Genomic DNA, 14,545 nt, shown 5'->3' with positions numbered 1-14,545 from the left:
GCCCGACCCCCTGAGCGAAGGTTCATGCTGGCACAGCTGTCGATTCGCGATATCGTTCTGATCGAGCGGCTCGACCTGAACTTCGAGCGCGGCCTGTCCGTGCTGACCGGGGAAACCGGCGCCGGAAAATCCATTCTTCTCGACTCCCTTTCGCTCGCGCTCGGTGCGCGTGGCGATGGCAGCCTTGTGCGCCAGGGTGCCGAACGCGGTCAGGTGACTGCCGTCTTTGACGTGGAACAGGATCACCCGGCGCGCCAGCTGGTCAGGGATAGCGGCCTCGATGACGAAGGCGACCTGATCCTGCGGCGCATCCAGAGTGCAGATGGCCGCACGCGCGTCTTCGTCAACGACCAGCCGACCAGCGTCGCAACCATGCGCGATATCGGCCGTCTGCTCGTCGAGATCCACGGCCAGCACGATGATCGAGCTCTGATCGACACAGATGGGCACCGTCTTCTTCTCGATGCGTTCGGCGGGTTAAGCAGTGAGGCGGAAGCGCTTGCCGGTCTTTATCGGCGCTGGCGCGATGCCGTCCGGGCGCTCGATATCCATCGCGCCAAGGTCGAGGCCGCGGCACGCGAGGCGGATTATCTGCGCGCCGCCTTTGCCGAGCTCGATCAATTGTCGCCTCTCGACGGCGAGGAGGACGAATTGGCCGGTCGCCGGGCAGACATGATGAAATCCGAGCGCATCGCCAGCGACATCAAGGAAGCCGAGGACGTGCTTTCCGGGCAGGGCTCTCCGGTGCCGCTCTTGAGTTCACTGGTGCGGCGCCTGGAGCGCAAGGCCCAGGAAGCGCCGGGGCTTTTGGAAGAAACCGTGCTCGCGCTCGATACGGCCCTTTCGGCGCTCGGCGAGGCGCAGATGGCCATCGAGGCCGCCATGCGGAAGGCGGACTACGATCCGGCCGAACTGGAGCGGACCGAAGAGCGCCTGTTTGCGCTGCGCGCCGCTGCCCGCAAGCACAATGTGCCGGTTTCTGATTTGCCGGCTCTTGCCCAGCGTATGATGGATGATCTTGCCGATCTCGATGCTGGCGAGGAGAAATTGCAGCATCTCGAAGCAGCCGTAGGGGAAACCCGCGCGCTTTTCGATGCGGCCGCGCGCTCGCTGTCCGACAAGCGCGGTCATACGGCCAAGGCGCTTGCCGCTGCCGTGATGGCCGAACTGCCGGCCCTGAAGCTGGAGCGGGCCGAATTCCTTATCGAAGTCGACAGCGATCCGGAGAAGCCGACGGCTGACGGTATCGATCGTGTCGAGTTCCAGGTGCGCACCAACCCGGGCACGCGCGCCGGTCCGATCATGAAGGTGGCCTCCGGTGGTGAGCTTTCGCGCTTCCTGCTTGCGCTGAAGGTGGCGCTGGCGGACCGGGGATCGGCACCGACGCTCGTGTTCGACGAGATCGATACCGGCGTAGGTGGTGCGGTCGCCGATGCGATCGGCCAGCGCCTGCGCCGGTTGGCCGGGCAGGTCCAGGTGCTTTCGGTGACGCACGCGCCGCAGGTGGCCGCGCGCGCTTCGACGCATCTTCTCATCGCCAAGGGGCCGAACGATTCGAATTCGGTTGCGACACGCGTCACCGAAATCGACGCAGATGGCCGCCAGGAGGAGATCGCTCGCATGCTGGCCGGCGCTACCGTGACGACCGAGGCGAGGGCGGCAGCGGCACGCCTGCTGTCGGAAAACGCCTGAAGCTTGAGACGCCGAGGGCTGTTTTCGCGGCCTGACCTGCCATATGGAATGGGCGTCCAGACCTGTCAGTGGAGCGCCAGCAGATGCCGACCTCGTTCGATCCGAATGTCCGCAAGACCCCGGTCGACAAGATGGATGAGACCGAGGCTGCCGAACTTCTCCAAAGCATCTCGGCCGAGCTTGCCGAGCACGACAAGCGCTATCACCAGGAAGACGCCCCGGTCATCTCGGATGCGGATTACGATGCGCTGAAGCAGCGCTATCTCGCAATCGAAGCTGCTTTTCCGCATCTCAAGCCCGTCGAGGCGCCTTCCGACAAGGTGGGCGCGGAGGCGGTATCGGGCTTCGGCAAGGTCGTCCACCGCGTCGGCATGCTGTCGCTCGACAACGCCTTTTCGGACGAGGACGTGTCCGACTTCGTCGAGCGGGTGCGGCGCTTCCTGCGGATCGGTGCCGACACCGAACTGGCTTTCACGGCCGAGCCGAAGATCGATGGCCTGTCACTTTCCCTGCGTTATGAAGAGGGCGAGCTGGTCACCGCCGCCACCCGCGGCAATGGAGCCGTCGGCGAAAACGTCACGGCCAATGCCCGAACGATCAAGGACATCCCCGTCACGCTGCCGAAAGGCGCGCCGGCTGTGCTGGAGGTGCGCGGCGAGGTCTATATGACGCGCGAGGATTTCGTCGCGCTCAATCAGCGCCAGGCGGAGCTCGGAAAGCAGACCTACGTCAATCCGCGCAACACGGCTGCCGGGTCGCTGCGCCAACTCGATGCGTCGCTGACGGCGGAACGCTCACTCAAGTTCTTCGCCTATGCCTGGGGCGAGGTGTTGCCGGGGCTGCCTGCCGATACTCAGTATTCCATGGTCGAAACACTGGCCGACTATGGCTTCCACACCAACGATCTCATGCGACGGCTCGCCACCGTCGAGGACCTGCTGGAGCACTATCACGCCATAGAGCGGGTGCGCGCCGAACTGCCCTACGACATCGACGGCGTCGTCTACAAGGTGGACGAGATCGCGCTGCAACAGCGCCTCGGCTTCGTCTCGCGCTCGCCGCGCTGGGCGATCGCGCACAAGTTCCCGGCCGAGAAGGCCTTCACGATCCTCAACGCCATCGACATCCAGGTCGGCCGCACCGGCGCGCTGACGCCGGTCGCACGGCTCGAGCCGGTCACCGTCGGCGGCGTCGTAGTAACGAATGCCACCCTGCACAATGCCGAGGAGATCACGCGGCTCGGCGTCAAGATCGGCGATACGGTCGAGATTCAGCGCGCCGGCGATGTCATCCCCCAGGTGCTGCGGGTCGAAAAAAGTCCCGACGACGCAGTCGCATTCGAGTTTCCAACCATCTGCCCTTGCCACCTCAAGACGTCGATCGTGCGGGAAGAGACGGCGGGCGGCGTCGAGGGCGTCGTGCGTCGTTGCTCGGGCGAGTTTGCCTGCCCCTACCAGCGCAAGGAGCACCTGAAGCACTTCGTTTCCCGCAAGGCGTTCGATATCGACGGGCTCGGCGAAAAGCAGATCGAATATTTCTTCGACGACGAGACGCTGTTCGTGCGCCAGCCCGCTGACATCTTTACGCTCAAGGCCCGCGACGCTGCGGAAGATCTGCGCAAGCTGAAGAACCGCGAAGGCTATGGCGCCACCTCTGCGCAGAAGCTGTTCGATGCGATCGAGGCGCGCAGGACGGTCCCGCTCGAGCGGCTGATCTTCTCGCTCGGCATCAGGCATGTGGGTGAGTCGACCGCCAAGACGCTCGCGCGGGCCTACGGGGACTGGGACGGGTTCCAGCAGGCGGCGCATGCGGTCGCGGCCGGGGACGCGCAGGCTCGCGAAGAGATGGACGCGCTGGACGATATCGGCCCCGCCGTCATCGACGCCGTCGGCCGCTTTTTCGGCGAGGCGCACAATGTCGCGATGGTCAATGCCCTCGTCGCGGAGCTCGACATCGAAGAGGCGGAGAAGCCGCAAAGCGATTCGCCGGTTGCCGGCAAGACGGTGGTCTTCACGGGTGCTCTGGAGCGGATGACCCGTGACGAGGCGAAGGCGATGGCCGAACGGCTCGGTGCGAAAGTCGCCGGCTCCGTCTCCAAGAAAACCGATCTGCTGGTTGCGGGCCCGGGCGCCGGATCTAAGCTGAAAAAGGCGCAGGAGCTGGGTGTGGAGACGACCGACGAAGATGGCTGGTTCAAGCTGATCGGTGCCTGATCTGCAGGTGACGGTCATCAGAAATATGCAAGCTAGGGTCAGGCCTTTTCATTTGACTTGACGGTGGCGACGGAAAGATAGTGCGCATGCTCACGGCTATGCGCCGTTCGAGGGTTCACCGATGAAGCCTCGCCTCCCGCTGATATTCTCGATCGGACCATCATGACCGTCTCGTTCAAGCGCGATTTCCTCGCCGGCATGCGCCAATGCGTGCCGGTGGTGGTGGCCGCCGCTCCCTTCGGCCTCCTGTTTGGAGCGTTAGCCGTGGACAACGGACTGAGCGTCGGCGAAGCGGTGCTGATGAGCGCGACGATCTACGCGGGCGCGAGCCAGATGGTCGGGATCGATCTTTTCGACGGGTCGGCCGCGCCCTGGCTGATCGTGCTGTCGATCTTCGCGGTCAATTTCCGGCATGTGCTTTATTCGGCAGCGGTGGGCCGTCGCATCAGCCATTTCTCGTTCTGGCAAAAGGCGGTCGCCTTCTTCCTGCTGATCGATCCGGTTTACGCCGAGACCGAGCGGCGCAGCGAAGCCGGCAAGTCGATGACCTTCGCCTGGTATCTAGGCATAGGTTTGCCGGTCTATGTCTCCTGGGTCGCGGAAGGGTATCTCGGCGCCGTCTTCGGTGGCCTTATCGAAAACCCGGAAGAATTCGGCATCGACTTCCTTCTGCCGCTTTACTTCATGGCGCTCGTGCTCGGTTTCCGGTCGCGCAAGAACTGGCTGCCGGTCGTGCTTGCCAGCGGGCTGGGGTCGATCGCCGGCTTCCATTTCATCGGCTCGCCCTGGCACGTGTCGATCGGCGCGATCATCGGCATCGCCGTCGCCGCGATCATCGCGGATACGAGGCCGCCACAGAGCGTCGAGGCCACCGGCGGCAGGGAGGCTTCCCGGTGATGGACGGCTTCAGCGTCAACTTCTGGATCATCCTCGCGGCCGCGCTCGCCACCTATGCGACGCGCGTCGGCGGCCATCTGATCCTGTCACGCTTCGAACGGCTTCATCCTCGGGTCGAGGCGGCGCTCAACGCCGTTCCGGCAGCCGTCCTGACGACGCTCTTCGCGCCGGCTGCCGTCTTCAACGGCCCTGCAGAAGCCCTGACGATGGCTGCCGCCATCCTGATCGGACTGCGCCTGCCGATGCTGGCGACCGTCTTCATCGGCACGGCGATAGTCGTGGCGCTGCGCGCTTTAATGTGATTTCGCTTTTCTTCGATAAGCTCAATGACATTAAGTTTCTGATCTGGCGCGTTTCCGAACGGTGAACCGGAATCCACTTCACCTGGAAACGCTCTGACCGGCTGATCAGAGCGGCGCTGTCGCTGCGTCGAGCCAGGCGCGATCCTCCGCACCTTCCAGCATCGGTGTGAGCTCATGGCGGACGCGGGCGTGGTAGGCGTCCAGCCAGTCGCGTTCCTCATCCGTCAGGAGCGCTGGCTCGACCAGCCTGCGGTCGATGGGGCAGAGCGTCAGCGTTTCGAAGCCGAGCATCGGTTTGTCGCCACCCTCGATCGCGCGAGGCTCATGGACATAGATGAGGTTCTCGATGCGGATGCCGAACGCGCCCTCGCGGTAGTAGCCGGGCTCGTTGGACAAGATCATGCCAGGTAGAAGGGCCTGCGTGCCACGCCGCGAGATCGATTGCGGGCCTTCGTGCACCGACAGATACGACCCGACGCCGTGGCCGGTGCCATGGCCGAAATCCGCCCCAGCCTTCCACAGGGCGATGCGGGCAAGCGGATCGAGCTCGCTGCCCTTGGTGTTTTCCGGGAAGCGGGCGATCGAGATCGCGATCATGCCCTTGAGCACCAGCGTGAAGAAACGCCGCATCTCGTCCGTCGGCGCGCCGATCGCCACGGTGCGGGTAATATCCGTCGTGCCGGACACATACTGCCCGCCGGAATCGAGCAGGAATAGGTCGCCGGCCTGCAGCTTGCGATTGGTCTGCTCGTTGACGCGGTAATGGATGATCGCGCCATTCGGCCCGGCGCCGGAGATCGTTTCGAACGAAACATCTTTCAGCGGCAACTGGTGGCTCTGTCCGATTCGGCTGCGCGTCGCCTCAAGGGTCTTCGCCACCGTGATCTCGTCGAGCGAACCCGGCTGCTGGCGGTCGAGCCAGGCGAGGAACGTCACCATCGCGGCCCCGTCGACGAGGTGGGCGCGTTTCGATCCCGCGATCTCCACCGCGTTCTTGACGGCGCGGGGCAGGCGGGCGGGATCTGAGTCTTCTACCAGCCGACCGCCTGCTTCGGTGATGGCCGTGGCAATTGCCTTTGGCGTCAGAGCCGGATCCACGAGCACCTTAGCGGCACTTTTTCCAAGGCTGCGGAGCGCAGCGGCAAAGCTGTCCGGCGCCATCAGATCCGAGAGCTGCGTCAGATAGGCTTTCTCCTCGATGCCGAGCTTGGCGTCATCGACGAAGAGCTGCGGGCGCTGGTCTGGCCTGAAGATCGCGCGGGCAAGGGGATGCGGCGTGTGCGGTACGTCGGCGCCGCGAATGTTGAAGGTCCAGGCGACGGAGGACGGATCGGTCATGACGAAGGCGTCAGCCTTCTTGGCAGTCGCGGCGGCATCGATCTCGGCGATCTTTTCGCGCGCGAGCTTGCCGGCATGATCGCGGGACTGGATCGAGACACGGCCCATCGGGAAGGCCGGACGATCATCCCAAATCGCATCGAGCGGATTGGACGAAACGGCAACGAGCGTGGCGCCTGCCGACTTTGCCGCCTTTTCGAGACGCGCGACCTCGCCCGTCGTGTGAAGCCATGGGTCGTAGCCGATGCGCATGCCTGCAGGCGCGTTGGCGATGATCCATTCCGGCGGCGGGTTGTCCACGAGGTCCATCGGCTGGAAGACATTCATGTCGCTCTGGATGCGAACCTGCGTCGTGTATCGTCCGTCGACGAAGATGAAGGCTTCCTCCCGGGTGACGACGCAGGAGCCAGCGGAGCCGGTAAATCCCGTCAGCCACTGCAGGCGCGCAGCCGAGGCAGGCACATATTCGCCCTGGAATTCATCGGCGCGCGGAATGATGAAGGCATCGATGCCGTGCTCGTCGAATTTTTCACGCAGTTTCGCGACGCGATTCTTTCCGGTTTCAGGTGACGAGAGCACGGAGAAATTCTGAAACATGGTCCAACCTTCGACCTGAAACGGCCGGCGCCAATTGGCAAACCGGGCCATCGTTAATATTGCGTTGCAGCATGGCCATTTCGCAGTTGCGATAAATGCAAGGCTCCCATGCGCCATGAGGCCTGCCACAACCGAAACGAATCTCTATCTTGAGAAGCATGGGAGGCCAAGCAACGCCGGACCAAAGGACACCGACAAATGGCCAAGAACATTTTCCGTACTGCATTCGATCGCGTCATCGAAGCTCGTGAGCGCCAGGTGCGCCGCTACGTCAACGGCGCTCTGCTCTCGTTCGACGACGAAACGCTGAAGACGCTTGGTCGCCGCCGTGAAGACATGGTTCGCGAAGGCTCCTCTTCCTTCCCGTTCTAAGACCTTGTGTTTTGGCGCGTTTCCGTACGGTGAACCGGTATCCATTTCACCTGGAAACGCTCCGGCTCGGACAAGGCGGAGCCTCCGGCAGGCCTCAGCTCAAATGCAAAGTGACCCAGCCCTCGCGCCACAACGTTTTTCTGTGGGCGAGGGCTTGGCCGTTATAGGCGGACAGCACTTTCCAGCGCTGTTCTGCGAGAATGCCCGATAGGATCACGCTGCCACCTGGCGCGAGATGGCGCACCAGTTCCGGAGCCATCGAAATCAGCGGTCTCGCCAGAATGTTGGCGACGATGAGGTCGAACGGGCCTTCGTCTTTGAAAATCCGGGCTTGAAAGCCGGGTGCCGTGCGCATCTTGATGCGCGCTCCAACTTCGTTCAGCTGCGCATTTTCAGCCGCGATCTTCACCGCGATTGGATCGATGTCGGTTGCGACGACACGCGCATTTGAAAGCTGCGCGACTGCGATGGCGAGAACGCCGCTGCCGGTCCCGAGATCGAGCGCGCGCTTCGGCTTCCTGCGCCGCACGACCTCGTCGATCATTTCCAGGCAGCCGGACGTGGTGCCGTGATGGCCCGTGCCGAACGCCTGGCCGGCGTCGATCTCGATCGGGAGGTCTCCGGGCCTGATCGCGCCCCGATCATGCGAGCCATGCACCAGAAAGCGCCCGGCGCGCACGGGCTTCAAGCCTTCCAGAGACTTGCGGACCCAGTCGATGTCCGGGACGTCTTCGTACTCGATCGTCAATGCGCCGAAGTCGGGCAGGAGGACGGCGGCCACGCGATCGCGCAGGGCGTCGATCTCGGTTTCATCTGCGTAGATCGATGCTTCCCAGATGCCCGCTCGTTCATCGATTTCCGACGTGGCGACCGGAAAGCCATCCTCTTCGAAGGCATTGGAGAGGATGTCGAGGATGCGCGAAGCTTGGATTTCGCTCGTTTTCACGAATAGGCGCTTTTGCGACATGAAGATCCTGCGTCCGGGCGTCGCTTTAGGGCTTAGCCGCCGATGAGATTGCGCAGTTTCTGTACAGCCGTGTCGGCGTTTTCGCCATAGGCGATGGTCGAGCGGAAGCGGCCTTCCTCGTCCAGCAGAAACACCGATGCGGTATGGTCCATCGTGTAATCGCCGTTCGGATCGCTGTCGTCGAGCGGGACCTTGCGCGCATAGACATTGAAACCCTGCACCATCTCGGCGACCGCGCCCGGCTCGCCGGTGATGCCGCCGATGCGATCCGAAACGTTGGAGAGATAGCCGGAAAGAAGCTCGGGCGTGTCACGCTCGGGGTCGACGCTCACCATGTAGGCGTTGAGGTCGTCACCCTCGGGGTCGACCTGCTGCATCCAGCCATCCAACTCGAACAGCGTCGTCGGGCAGACATCGGGGCAGTGGGTGAAGCCGAAGAAGACGGCTGTCGGCTGACCGCGGAACGCCTCCTGGGTGATCTCCTGGCCCGCTGTGTCCACGAGCGCGAAGTCCACGCCGTAGGGTTCCTCGCCGCCGGGCCCGGCCGTGCGTGTGAACTGGTAGCTGACCCAGGCAAGAACGCCTGCGAAGATGATGACCAGTGCCCAGAGGGCGGTGCGGAAGAAAACCATGCGCGTCGATGCCTTCACTTGAGGCTGGTGTGTGGAGCCTGATTTAGAGACAACGCTTTGTGATGTCAGTAGGATAAATGGGCGCAGCCGTTCACAAGCGCGCTACAGGCACCAGGCGAGCCCGCTCTGAACCATCGAAACGAACATATCGGTGCCATAGGCCGACCAGCCGGCGAAGGCTGCGCCCGTCATGATCGCCGAGAACGCGATCGCTACGATCAGCACCCGATTGTTGATGTTGGTTCCGTCCATATCGGTAGCCTACCGCGGCTTACGCCTTCGCGCCAGACTTGGTGCGCTCTTGCCGACGCTCCGTGGAGCCACTAAAGGCCGGCCATGGACGAAGACGATGATCTCCTCAAGGACCCGACGCCGAAGGTGCATGGCAGCGCCACCGCGCAGGACTGCACGTTCGGCCGGTTCGTTGTGATCGGCGAGCGCGTGGTGATGCGCGATGTCACGGTCGGCGACTTCTCCTATTTCGAGCGCCATGGCGAAGCGATCTACACCGATGTCGGCCGGTTCTGCTCGATCGCCGCCAATGTGCGGATCAACGCGCTCGAACATCCGATGGAGCGGGTCACCACGCACAAGGTGACCTATCGCCCGAACGAGTTCCTGCGCTTTCACGGCATCGATTACGGCTTCCGCGATCGTCGCCGCTCGAAGCGGGTGACGATCGGCCATGATGTGTGGATCGGTCACGGGGCCGTGGTAATGCCGGGCATCACGATCGGGACGGGTGCCGTCATCGGCGCGAATGCGGTCGTCACGCGCGACGTCGATCCCTACACCATCGTCGCCGGCATGCCGGCGAAGCCGCTCCGGACGCGCTTCGAGCCCGCCGTCATCGACCGGCTGCTTGCTCTCGCGTGGTGGGACTGGCCGGACGAGCGCCTGCACGCTGCCATTGTGGACATGCAGGCGCTTGCCATCGACGCATTCCTCGACAAGTGGGAAGAGGCCGGTCGCTAGGGTCGTATGGCGACGCTTCGGATCGCTTTGCCCGGAGAAGCTCTACGACCAGTCGCGGCAGACATATTTGACGTCCGAAAACGCTTCGATGCCATGGCGCGAGCCTTCGCGTCCAAGCCCGGATTGCTTCATGCCACCGAAGGGGATCGGCGCGCCGGTCACTTTGGTCCGGTTCACGCCGATCATGCCGTATTGCAGCTTGCGCGACAGCCGGTAGATGCGGGCGGGCTTCATCGTGTGGACATAAGCGATGAGCCCGTATTCCGTAGCGTTGGCTGCCCGAATGACCTCTTCCTCGCTATCGAATGCAGTGATGGCAGCGACAGGACCAAAGGTTTCCTCGCTCGTGATCTTCGCATCGGCCGGGACATCGACGAGCACGGTCGGCTCGAAGAAGAGGGAGCCGGCTGCATGCTTCTTGCCGCCGCAGAGCACTTTTGCGCCTTTGGCGATGGCGTCTTCGACCTGTTCGACCTGCTTGGCGACGGCGGCCTCGTTCATCAGCGGCCCGATGTCGGGATCGTCCATGCCGAAGCCGACGGTCAGCGCCTTCGTACGTTCGGCAAAGCGCTCACAGAACGCGCCATAGATCGACCGTTCGATATAGAACCGGTTGGCCCCGAGGCAATCCTGTCCCGATGTCGCGAACTTGGCCTTGATCGCCTCGTCGACGGCCTTGTCGAGATCGGCATCGGCGAAGACGATGAACGGCGCGTGGCCGCCGAGTTCCAGGCTCAACCGCTTGATGGTCGGGGCGCTCTGCTCGTAGAGCAACCGGCCGATTTCCGTCGATCCCGTAAAGGAGAGGGCTCGGACGCGCGCGTCGCTCGTCCACGTGCCCACGATCGGTGCCGGCTCGCCGATGGCGACATTGAACACGCCGGATGGAAACCCGGCGCGTTCGGCCAGAACGGCGAGCGCCAACGCCGAGATCGGCGTTTCCTTGGATGGGTGGACCACCACGGTGCAGCCGACCGAAAGCGCTGCGGCGGCCTTGCGCGTGATCATGGCGATGGGAAAATTCCACGGGGTGACCAGTGCTGCCACGCCGACCGGCTCGCGCCAGACTTCCACTTCCGCCGAAGGCAGATGGGATGTCACGCTCATGATGTCGGGCCGCCGGGCCTCCTCGGCAAAGAACTCGAGAAAGGACGCGCCATAGTCGATCTCGCCTCGGGCTTCCGATATCGGCTTGCCCTGTTCGAGCACCATGATGCGGGCGAGATCTTCCTTGTGCGCGAGGACGAGATCGTACCAGCGCCGCAGGATCGCCATGCGGTCCTGGGGAAGGAGGTCGGCCCATCCATCGAAGGCCGCGTCGGCCGCATCGACCGCGGCGCGGGCGCCATCAGGGCCGAGGACATGGAAGGTGGCGATCGTCGACCCATCGGCAGGGTTCCGCACGTCCAGCGTTGCACCGTCCTGGCCGTCGATCCATCGGCCGCCGACGAACGAACGGTCCCGATAGAGATCGGGGTCGGCAAGATTGAAGCCGTTTGGCGTGATGTCGGTTTGCCCATTCGCGGTGGAGTTCGCAGAGGTGGGCGTCGACGTCTGGTCGATCATATGGTCTTCCTCGCTGTCTGGCCTGAAATCGGGCGCAAGACTGCAGGAAGCAGCCATGGGGCACAACCCTTGGCGGCAAATCGACTTGGAAGGGCGTGCACTACTTCTTTTCGAGAAGCAGCGTGCCCTCCTTCTGAAGCCGGCCCTTGATCGTGGTGGCGAGCGAGGCGAGGAGCCACGGCAGGTCGAGCTCAAGCTTGACGACGTTGTCCTCGACGTCGAGGCGACCCGATATCGTCTGGCCCATCATGCCGGCCTTGAAATCGAGATGATCGCCGGACCATTCCTGCTCGACGTTCACGGCGCGACCGGCCACCTGCTCGTGGACGCGCTGAAGGCCGCCTTCCAGGCGCTGCCGTGCCTCAAGCTTCGTCAGACGGTGGGGGATCTCGACGGTGACGGTCTCTGCCATGGTTTCCAAGCGCCTCGCGTAAACACGTGTCTATCGCATGTGGCGATTTTGGCGCTGGATCGCAAGTCTCATTCCGGCATCGTCGCGGTGATCTTGATCGAGGCATACCAGGCAGAAAGGTCCGATATCTGCTCGTCGCTCAGATTTTTTGCGACGACGCTCATCATCTCGTTCTCGCGCTCGCCGCTGCGAAACGCCTTCAGCTGCTTTTCGAGATAGATCTGACTTTCGCCGGCGAGGTTCGGCGCGATCGGGATCTGCGCAATGCCGTCGAGGCCATGACAGGTCCGGCATTGCCCGGCCAGCGTGCGGCCGGATGCTGCATCCTGTGCCAGTGAAGGAGAAACGATCGAAGAGGCGGCAAGAAGGGCTGTCAAAGCAATGATGTAACGCATTTGTCTTATCCTGGCTGAGAATGGCGGCGGGCATGATCCTGCCCGCCGCCGGAACGCATTACTGTGCCTGGGGTGCTTCGTACGAGATGCGGTAGATCGCGCCTGCCAAGTCGTCCGAGACGAGAATGGAGCCGTCTCTCAGCTGTGCCACATCCACCGGACGTCCGAGATATTCACCGTTCTCGTCCAGCCAGCCTTCGGCGAAGGCCACCGTCTCACCGACATTGCCTTCGGCGTCGACGGGGGTGAACATCACCCGTGCGCCAACCGGTTCCGTGCGGTTCCAGGAGCCGTGCTGAGCCGAGAAGATGCCGTTCTTGTATTCATCCGGAAACTGGTTTCCGCTGTAGAACATCATCCCGAGATCGGCTGCGTGCGCCTGCATCTCAACGGCAGGCATCACGACGTCGGCCGGGATTTCTGCGTCCTTGAACTCGTTGGTGCGGATCGATCCGCCGCCGTACCAAGGGAAGCCGAAATTCTGGCCGGCCTCGGTCTGGCGGTTGATTTCGCCGGGCGGAATGTCGTCGCCCATGCCGTCGACCTGGTTGTCAGTGAACCAGAGTTCGCCGCTCTCGGGGTGGAAGTCCTGGCCGACGGAATTGCGCACGCCGTGGGTATAGACTTCGCGATCCGACCCATCCTGGTTGACGCGGATGATGCCGCCGATGCCTTGCTCGTTGTAGAGTTCCAGTTTTTCAGCCGGCGGCACGTTATAGGGCTGGCCGAGCGACACATAGACCTTGCCATCCGGGCCGATGTCGCAGACGCGCGCCGTGTGGTTGTAGCTGACTTCTTCCTCCGGCACGAGTTCGCCATCGGCGATGACCGGAACGGCAACGACGTCCGGGCTTTCGTAGAAGAACTCTGCTGCCGGGTATTGCAGGACTCGGTTCTGCTCGGCGATGAACAGGACGCCTTCAGGCGAGAAGCACGGGCCGTTCGGGATCGCCTTGGCGAGCGAAGGCGCGAAATTCTTCACTTCATCGGCCACGCGGTTCTTGTCGCGATCGGTGACGGCCCAGACTTCGGTCTTGCGGGTGCCGACGAAGACGACGATGCCCTGCGGCCCGACCGCCATGTGGCGAGCATCCGGAACGAGGGCGTAGAGATCGATGGAGAATCCATCGGGCAATTCGATGCGCTCGAGCGTCGAGCGGATCGCATCGGCGCTTTCGCTGTTTTGATCCACAGTGATGAATTCGGTGGTACCCGTCGTACGGAAGCTGCCAAGCCGCTCCAGCGTGTCGTCGGATTGTGCGAAAGCGGGCAGAGAATAGGCAGCACTCGCCGCCAAGGCGGCACAGATCAATTTGGTCTTCATGTTTTCCTCCCAAGACCGGTGCTCCACCACCGGGCGGACGAATAAGCAGCCACTTCGCGGAACCCGTCAAGGCGATTAATCTTCCGCTTTGGTACAAGCTCGCGAAGGGCGGCGCGCACGTCGAGAGCTATCGCCAGGCGAACTTGGCCGAATGTGCCGATGATTCGGGCGAAACGGCGCGGTTCAAGGGCAAGTCGAAGCAAAATCGTGGCTGAAATGTCCCGAATCGGGACCGATCGGCCAAGCGGGCCTGTTCAAGATAAACCTTTGGTAACCCGCTATATTTGATGGGTGTCCATCCTGGGGTGCTGGTGATAAAATCTATGCTGTCGGGCTGGGCGGCTAAACTGTGACGAGTACTCTAGAGCGGAATGCTGCGTCATATTGGGAGTCCCGGCATGTCCGAGATTGATAATGAAAATAAACTAAGACTGACAGGCGCGATCGTGAGCGCATATGTCGGCAAACATTCTATTCCGTCGTCGGAATTGGCGGCTCTGCTGCAAAACGTTTACGCATCGCTCGATCAGCTGTCCGCCGGCGAGGTGCCGGTCGAGCCGCTGGTTCCTGCCGTGCCGGTCGCCAAATCGGTCACGCCGGAATATATCATCTCACTGGAAGACGGCCGTCGGTTCAAATCGCTGAAGCGCCATCTGGCTGCTCAGTATGGCCTTTCGCCCGAGGAGTATCGTGCTCGCTGGGGCCTCCCCGCCGACTACCCGATGGTGGCGCCGAACTACGCGGCTAAGCGTTCGCAACTGGCGAAATCAATGGGATTGGGACGCGAGGCACCGCGGACGGCTCCCCCGCTGCGCGCGGTCGAAAGCTAGTCGCACTTCTACACCCTGAATGAGATGCGAAAG

Annotated in this window: 15 protein-coding genes; 7 read left to right on the top strand and 8 right to left on the bottom strand. The window is 62.9% G+C overall.

The genetic code is table 11. The features are described from left to right. Nucleotides 1-24: 24 nt before the first annotated feature. From recN to GC125_RS15315, 4 genes are all read left to right on the top strand, one after another. Nucleotides 25-1,692, top strand: a complete 1,668-nt coding sequence (recN, locus tag GC125_RS15330; RefSeq protein ID WP_151986439.1) for a DNA repair protein RecN — start codon at nt 25-27, stop codon at nt 1,690-1,692. A gap of 83 nt (nt 1,693-1,775) precedes the next feature. Continuing rightward, nucleotides 1,776-3,905: an NAD-dependent DNA ligase LigA gene (gene ligA / locus GC125_RS15325; RefSeq protein WP_151986438.1), complete on the top strand. Its 2,130-nt coding sequence runs from the start codon at nt 1,776-1,778 to the stop codon at nt 3,903-3,905. A gap of 162 nt (nt 3,906-4,067) precedes the next feature. Then, nucleotides 4,068-4,802, top strand: a complete 735-nt coding sequence (locus GC125_RS15320; protein WP_151986437.1) for an AzlC family ABC transporter permease — start codon at nt 4,068-4,070, stop codon at nt 4,800-4,802. After that, nucleotides 4,802-5,104 carry an AzlD family protein gene (locus GC125_RS15315; RefSeq protein ID WP_151986436.1) on the top strand — a complete coding sequence of 101 codons (303 nt, stop codon included), beginning with the start codon at nt 4,802-4,804 and terminating at the stop codon, nt 5,102-5,104. Before GC125_RS15320 ends, GC125_RS15315 begins: the two co-directional genes overlap by 1 nt. 105 nt (nt 5,105-5,209) lie before the next feature. Here the strand turns inward: GC125_RS15315 and GC125_RS15310 are convergent, their stop codons facing one another. Next, nucleotides 5,210-7,039 (bottom strand): aminopeptidase P family protein, encoded by a 1,830-nt coding sequence (locus GC125_RS15310; RefSeq protein ID WP_151986435.1) that lies wholly within the window; start codon nt 7,037-7,039, stop codon nt 5,210-5,212. A 198-nt stretch (nt 7,040-7,237) separates the two neighbouring features. Between GC125_RS15310 and GC125_RS20065 the strand changes: the two genes are divergently transcribed. Then, nucleotides 7,238-7,411 carry a hypothetical protein gene (locus GC125_RS20065; protein WP_164527824.1) on the top strand — a complete coding sequence of 58 codons (174 nt, stop codon included), beginning with the start codon at nt 7,238-7,240 and terminating at the stop codon, nt 7,409-7,411. A gap of 94 nt (nt 7,412-7,505) precedes the next feature. Here the strand turns inward: GC125_RS20065 and GC125_RS15305 are convergent, their stop codons facing one another. The 3 genes from GC125_RS15305 to GC125_RS20060 form a co-directional block, all read right to left on the bottom strand. After that, entirely contained in the window at nt 7,506-8,378 is an 873-nt protein-coding gene (locus GC125_RS15305) for a 50S ribosomal protein L11 methyltransferase (RefSeq protein WP_151986434.1), read from the bottom strand. Between the two features lie 32 nt (nt 8,379-8,410). After that, entirely contained in the window at nt 8,411-9,010 is a 600-nt protein-coding gene (locus GC125_RS15300) for an SCO family protein (protein ID WP_151986433.1), read from the bottom strand. 102 nt (nt 9,011-9,112) lie between these two features. Then, nucleotides 9,113-9,262, bottom strand: coding sequence for a hypothetical protein (locus GC125_RS20060; protein ID WP_199864600.1), 150 nt, complete (start codon nt 9,260-9,262; stop codon nt 9,113-9,115). 84 nt (nt 9,263-9,346) lie between these two features. Between GC125_RS20060 and GC125_RS15295 the strand changes: the two genes are divergently transcribed. Further along, entirely contained in the window at nt 9,347-9,985 is a 639-nt protein-coding gene (locus GC125_RS15295) for a DapH/DapD/GlmU-related protein (protein ID WP_151986432.1), read from the top strand. Between the two features lie 42 nt (nt 9,986-10,027). Here the strand turns inward: GC125_RS15295 and GC125_RS15290 are convergent, their stop codons facing one another. The 4 genes from GC125_RS15290 to GC125_RS15275 form a co-directional block, all read right to left on the bottom strand. Beyond that, nucleotides 10,028-11,608, bottom strand: a complete 1,581-nt coding sequence (locus GC125_RS15290) for an NAD-dependent succinate-semialdehyde dehydrogenase (protein ID WP_286165532.1) — start codon at nt 11,606-11,608, stop codon at nt 10,028-10,030. Between the two features lie 43 nt (nt 11,609-11,651). After that, nucleotides 11,652-11,963 (bottom strand): polyhydroxyalkanoic acid system family protein, encoded by a 312-nt coding sequence (locus tag GC125_RS15285; RefSeq protein ID WP_126009474.1) that lies wholly within the window; start codon nt 11,961-11,963, stop codon nt 11,652-11,654. 68 nt (nt 11,964-12,031) lie between these two features. Then, a complete protein-coding gene (locus GC125_RS15280; RefSeq protein ID WP_151986431.1) occupies nt 12,032-12,358 on the bottom strand; it encodes a c-type cytochrome in 327 nt (108 codons plus the stop codon). Between the two features lie 58 nt (nt 12,359-12,416). Beyond that, nucleotides 12,417-13,682, bottom strand: a complete 1,266-nt coding sequence (locus tag GC125_RS15275; RefSeq protein ID WP_151986430.1) for a PQQ-dependent sugar dehydrogenase — start codon at nt 13,680-13,682, stop codon at nt 12,417-12,419. A 398-nt stretch (nt 13,683-14,080) separates the two neighbouring features. Here GC125_RS15275 and GC125_RS15270 point away from each other — a divergent pair, with 398 nt between their 5' ends. Next, nucleotides 14,081-14,512 (top strand): Ros/MucR family transcriptional regulator, encoded by a 432-nt coding sequence (locus GC125_RS15270; RefSeq protein ID WP_151987964.1) that lies wholly within the window; start codon nt 14,081-14,083, stop codon nt 14,510-14,512. Nucleotides 14,513-14,545: the final 33 nt, after the last annotated feature.

Origin of the sequence: Rhizobium sp. EC-SD404 (assembly GCF_902498825.1) — a bacterium.
Taxonomy (GTDB): domain Bacteria; phylum Pseudomonadota; class Alphaproteobacteria; order Rhizobiales; family Rhizobiaceae; genus Georhizobium.
The sequence above is the reverse complement of the archived record's forward strand: the minus strand, read 5'-3'. Positions and strand labels throughout refer to the sequence as shown.

What these genes read in the sequence shown, in the direction of transcription:
- GC125_RS15320 (WP_151986437.1), top strand. Translation starts at nt 4,068, where the DNA reads ATGACCGTCTCGTTCAAGCGCGATTTCCTCGCCGGCATGCGCCAATGC.
- GC125_RS15275 (WP_151986430.1), bottom strand. Translation starts at nt 13,682, where the DNA reads ATGAAGACCAAATTGATCTGTGCCGCCTTGGCGGCGAGTGCTGCCTAT.
- GC125_RS15315 (WP_151986436.1), top strand. Translation starts at nt 4,802, where the DNA reads ATGGACGGCTTCAGCGTCAACTTCTGGATCATCCTCGCGGCCGCGCTC.
- GC125_RS15300 (WP_151986433.1), bottom strand. Translation starts at nt 9,010, where the DNA reads ATGGTTTTCTTCCGCACCGCCCTCTGGGCACTGGTCATCATCTTCGCA.
- GC125_RS15305 (WP_151986434.1), bottom strand. Translation starts at nt 8,378, where the DNA reads ATGTCGCAAAAGCGCCTATTCGTGAAAACGAGCGAAATCCAAGCTTCG.
- ligA (WP_151986438.1), top strand. Translation starts at nt 1,776, where the DNA reads ATGCCGACCTCGTTCGATCCGAATGTCCGCAAGACCCCGGTCGACAAG.
- GC125_RS20060 (WP_199864600.1), bottom strand. Translation starts at nt 9,262, where the DNA reads ATGGACGGAACCAACATCAACAATCGGGTGCTGATCGTAGCGATCGCG.
- GC125_RS20065 (WP_164527824.1), top strand. Translation starts at nt 7,238, where the DNA reads ATGGCCAAGAACATTTTCCGTACTGCATTCGATCGCGTCATCGAAGCT.
- recN (WP_151986439.1), top strand. Translation starts at nt 25, where the DNA reads ATGCTGGCACAGCTGTCGATTCGCGATATCGTTCTGATCGAGCGGCTC.
- GC125_RS15310 (WP_151986435.1), bottom strand. Translation starts at nt 7,039, where the DNA reads ATGTTTCAGAATTTCTCCGTGCTCTCGTCACCTGAAACCGGAAAGAAT.
- GC125_RS15295 (WP_151986432.1), top strand. Translation starts at nt 9,347, where the DNA reads ATGGACGAAGACGATGATCTCCTCAAGGACCCGACGCCGAAGGTGCAT.
- GC125_RS15285 (WP_126009474.1), bottom strand. Translation starts at nt 11,963, where the DNA reads ATGGCAGAGACCGTCACCGTCGAGATCCCCCACCGTCTGACGAAGCTT.
- GC125_RS15290 (WP_286165532.1), bottom strand. Translation starts at nt 11,608, where the DNA reads ATGGCTGCTTCCTGCAGTCTTGCGCCCGATTTCAGGCCAGACAGCGAG.
- GC125_RS15280 (WP_151986431.1), bottom strand. Translation starts at nt 12,358, where the DNA reads ATGCGTTACATCATTGCTTTGACAGCCCTTCTTGCCGCCTCTTCGATC.
- GC125_RS15270 (WP_151987964.1), top strand. Translation starts at nt 14,081, where the DNA reads ATGTCCGAGATTGATAATGAAAATAAACTAAGACTGACAGGCGCGATC.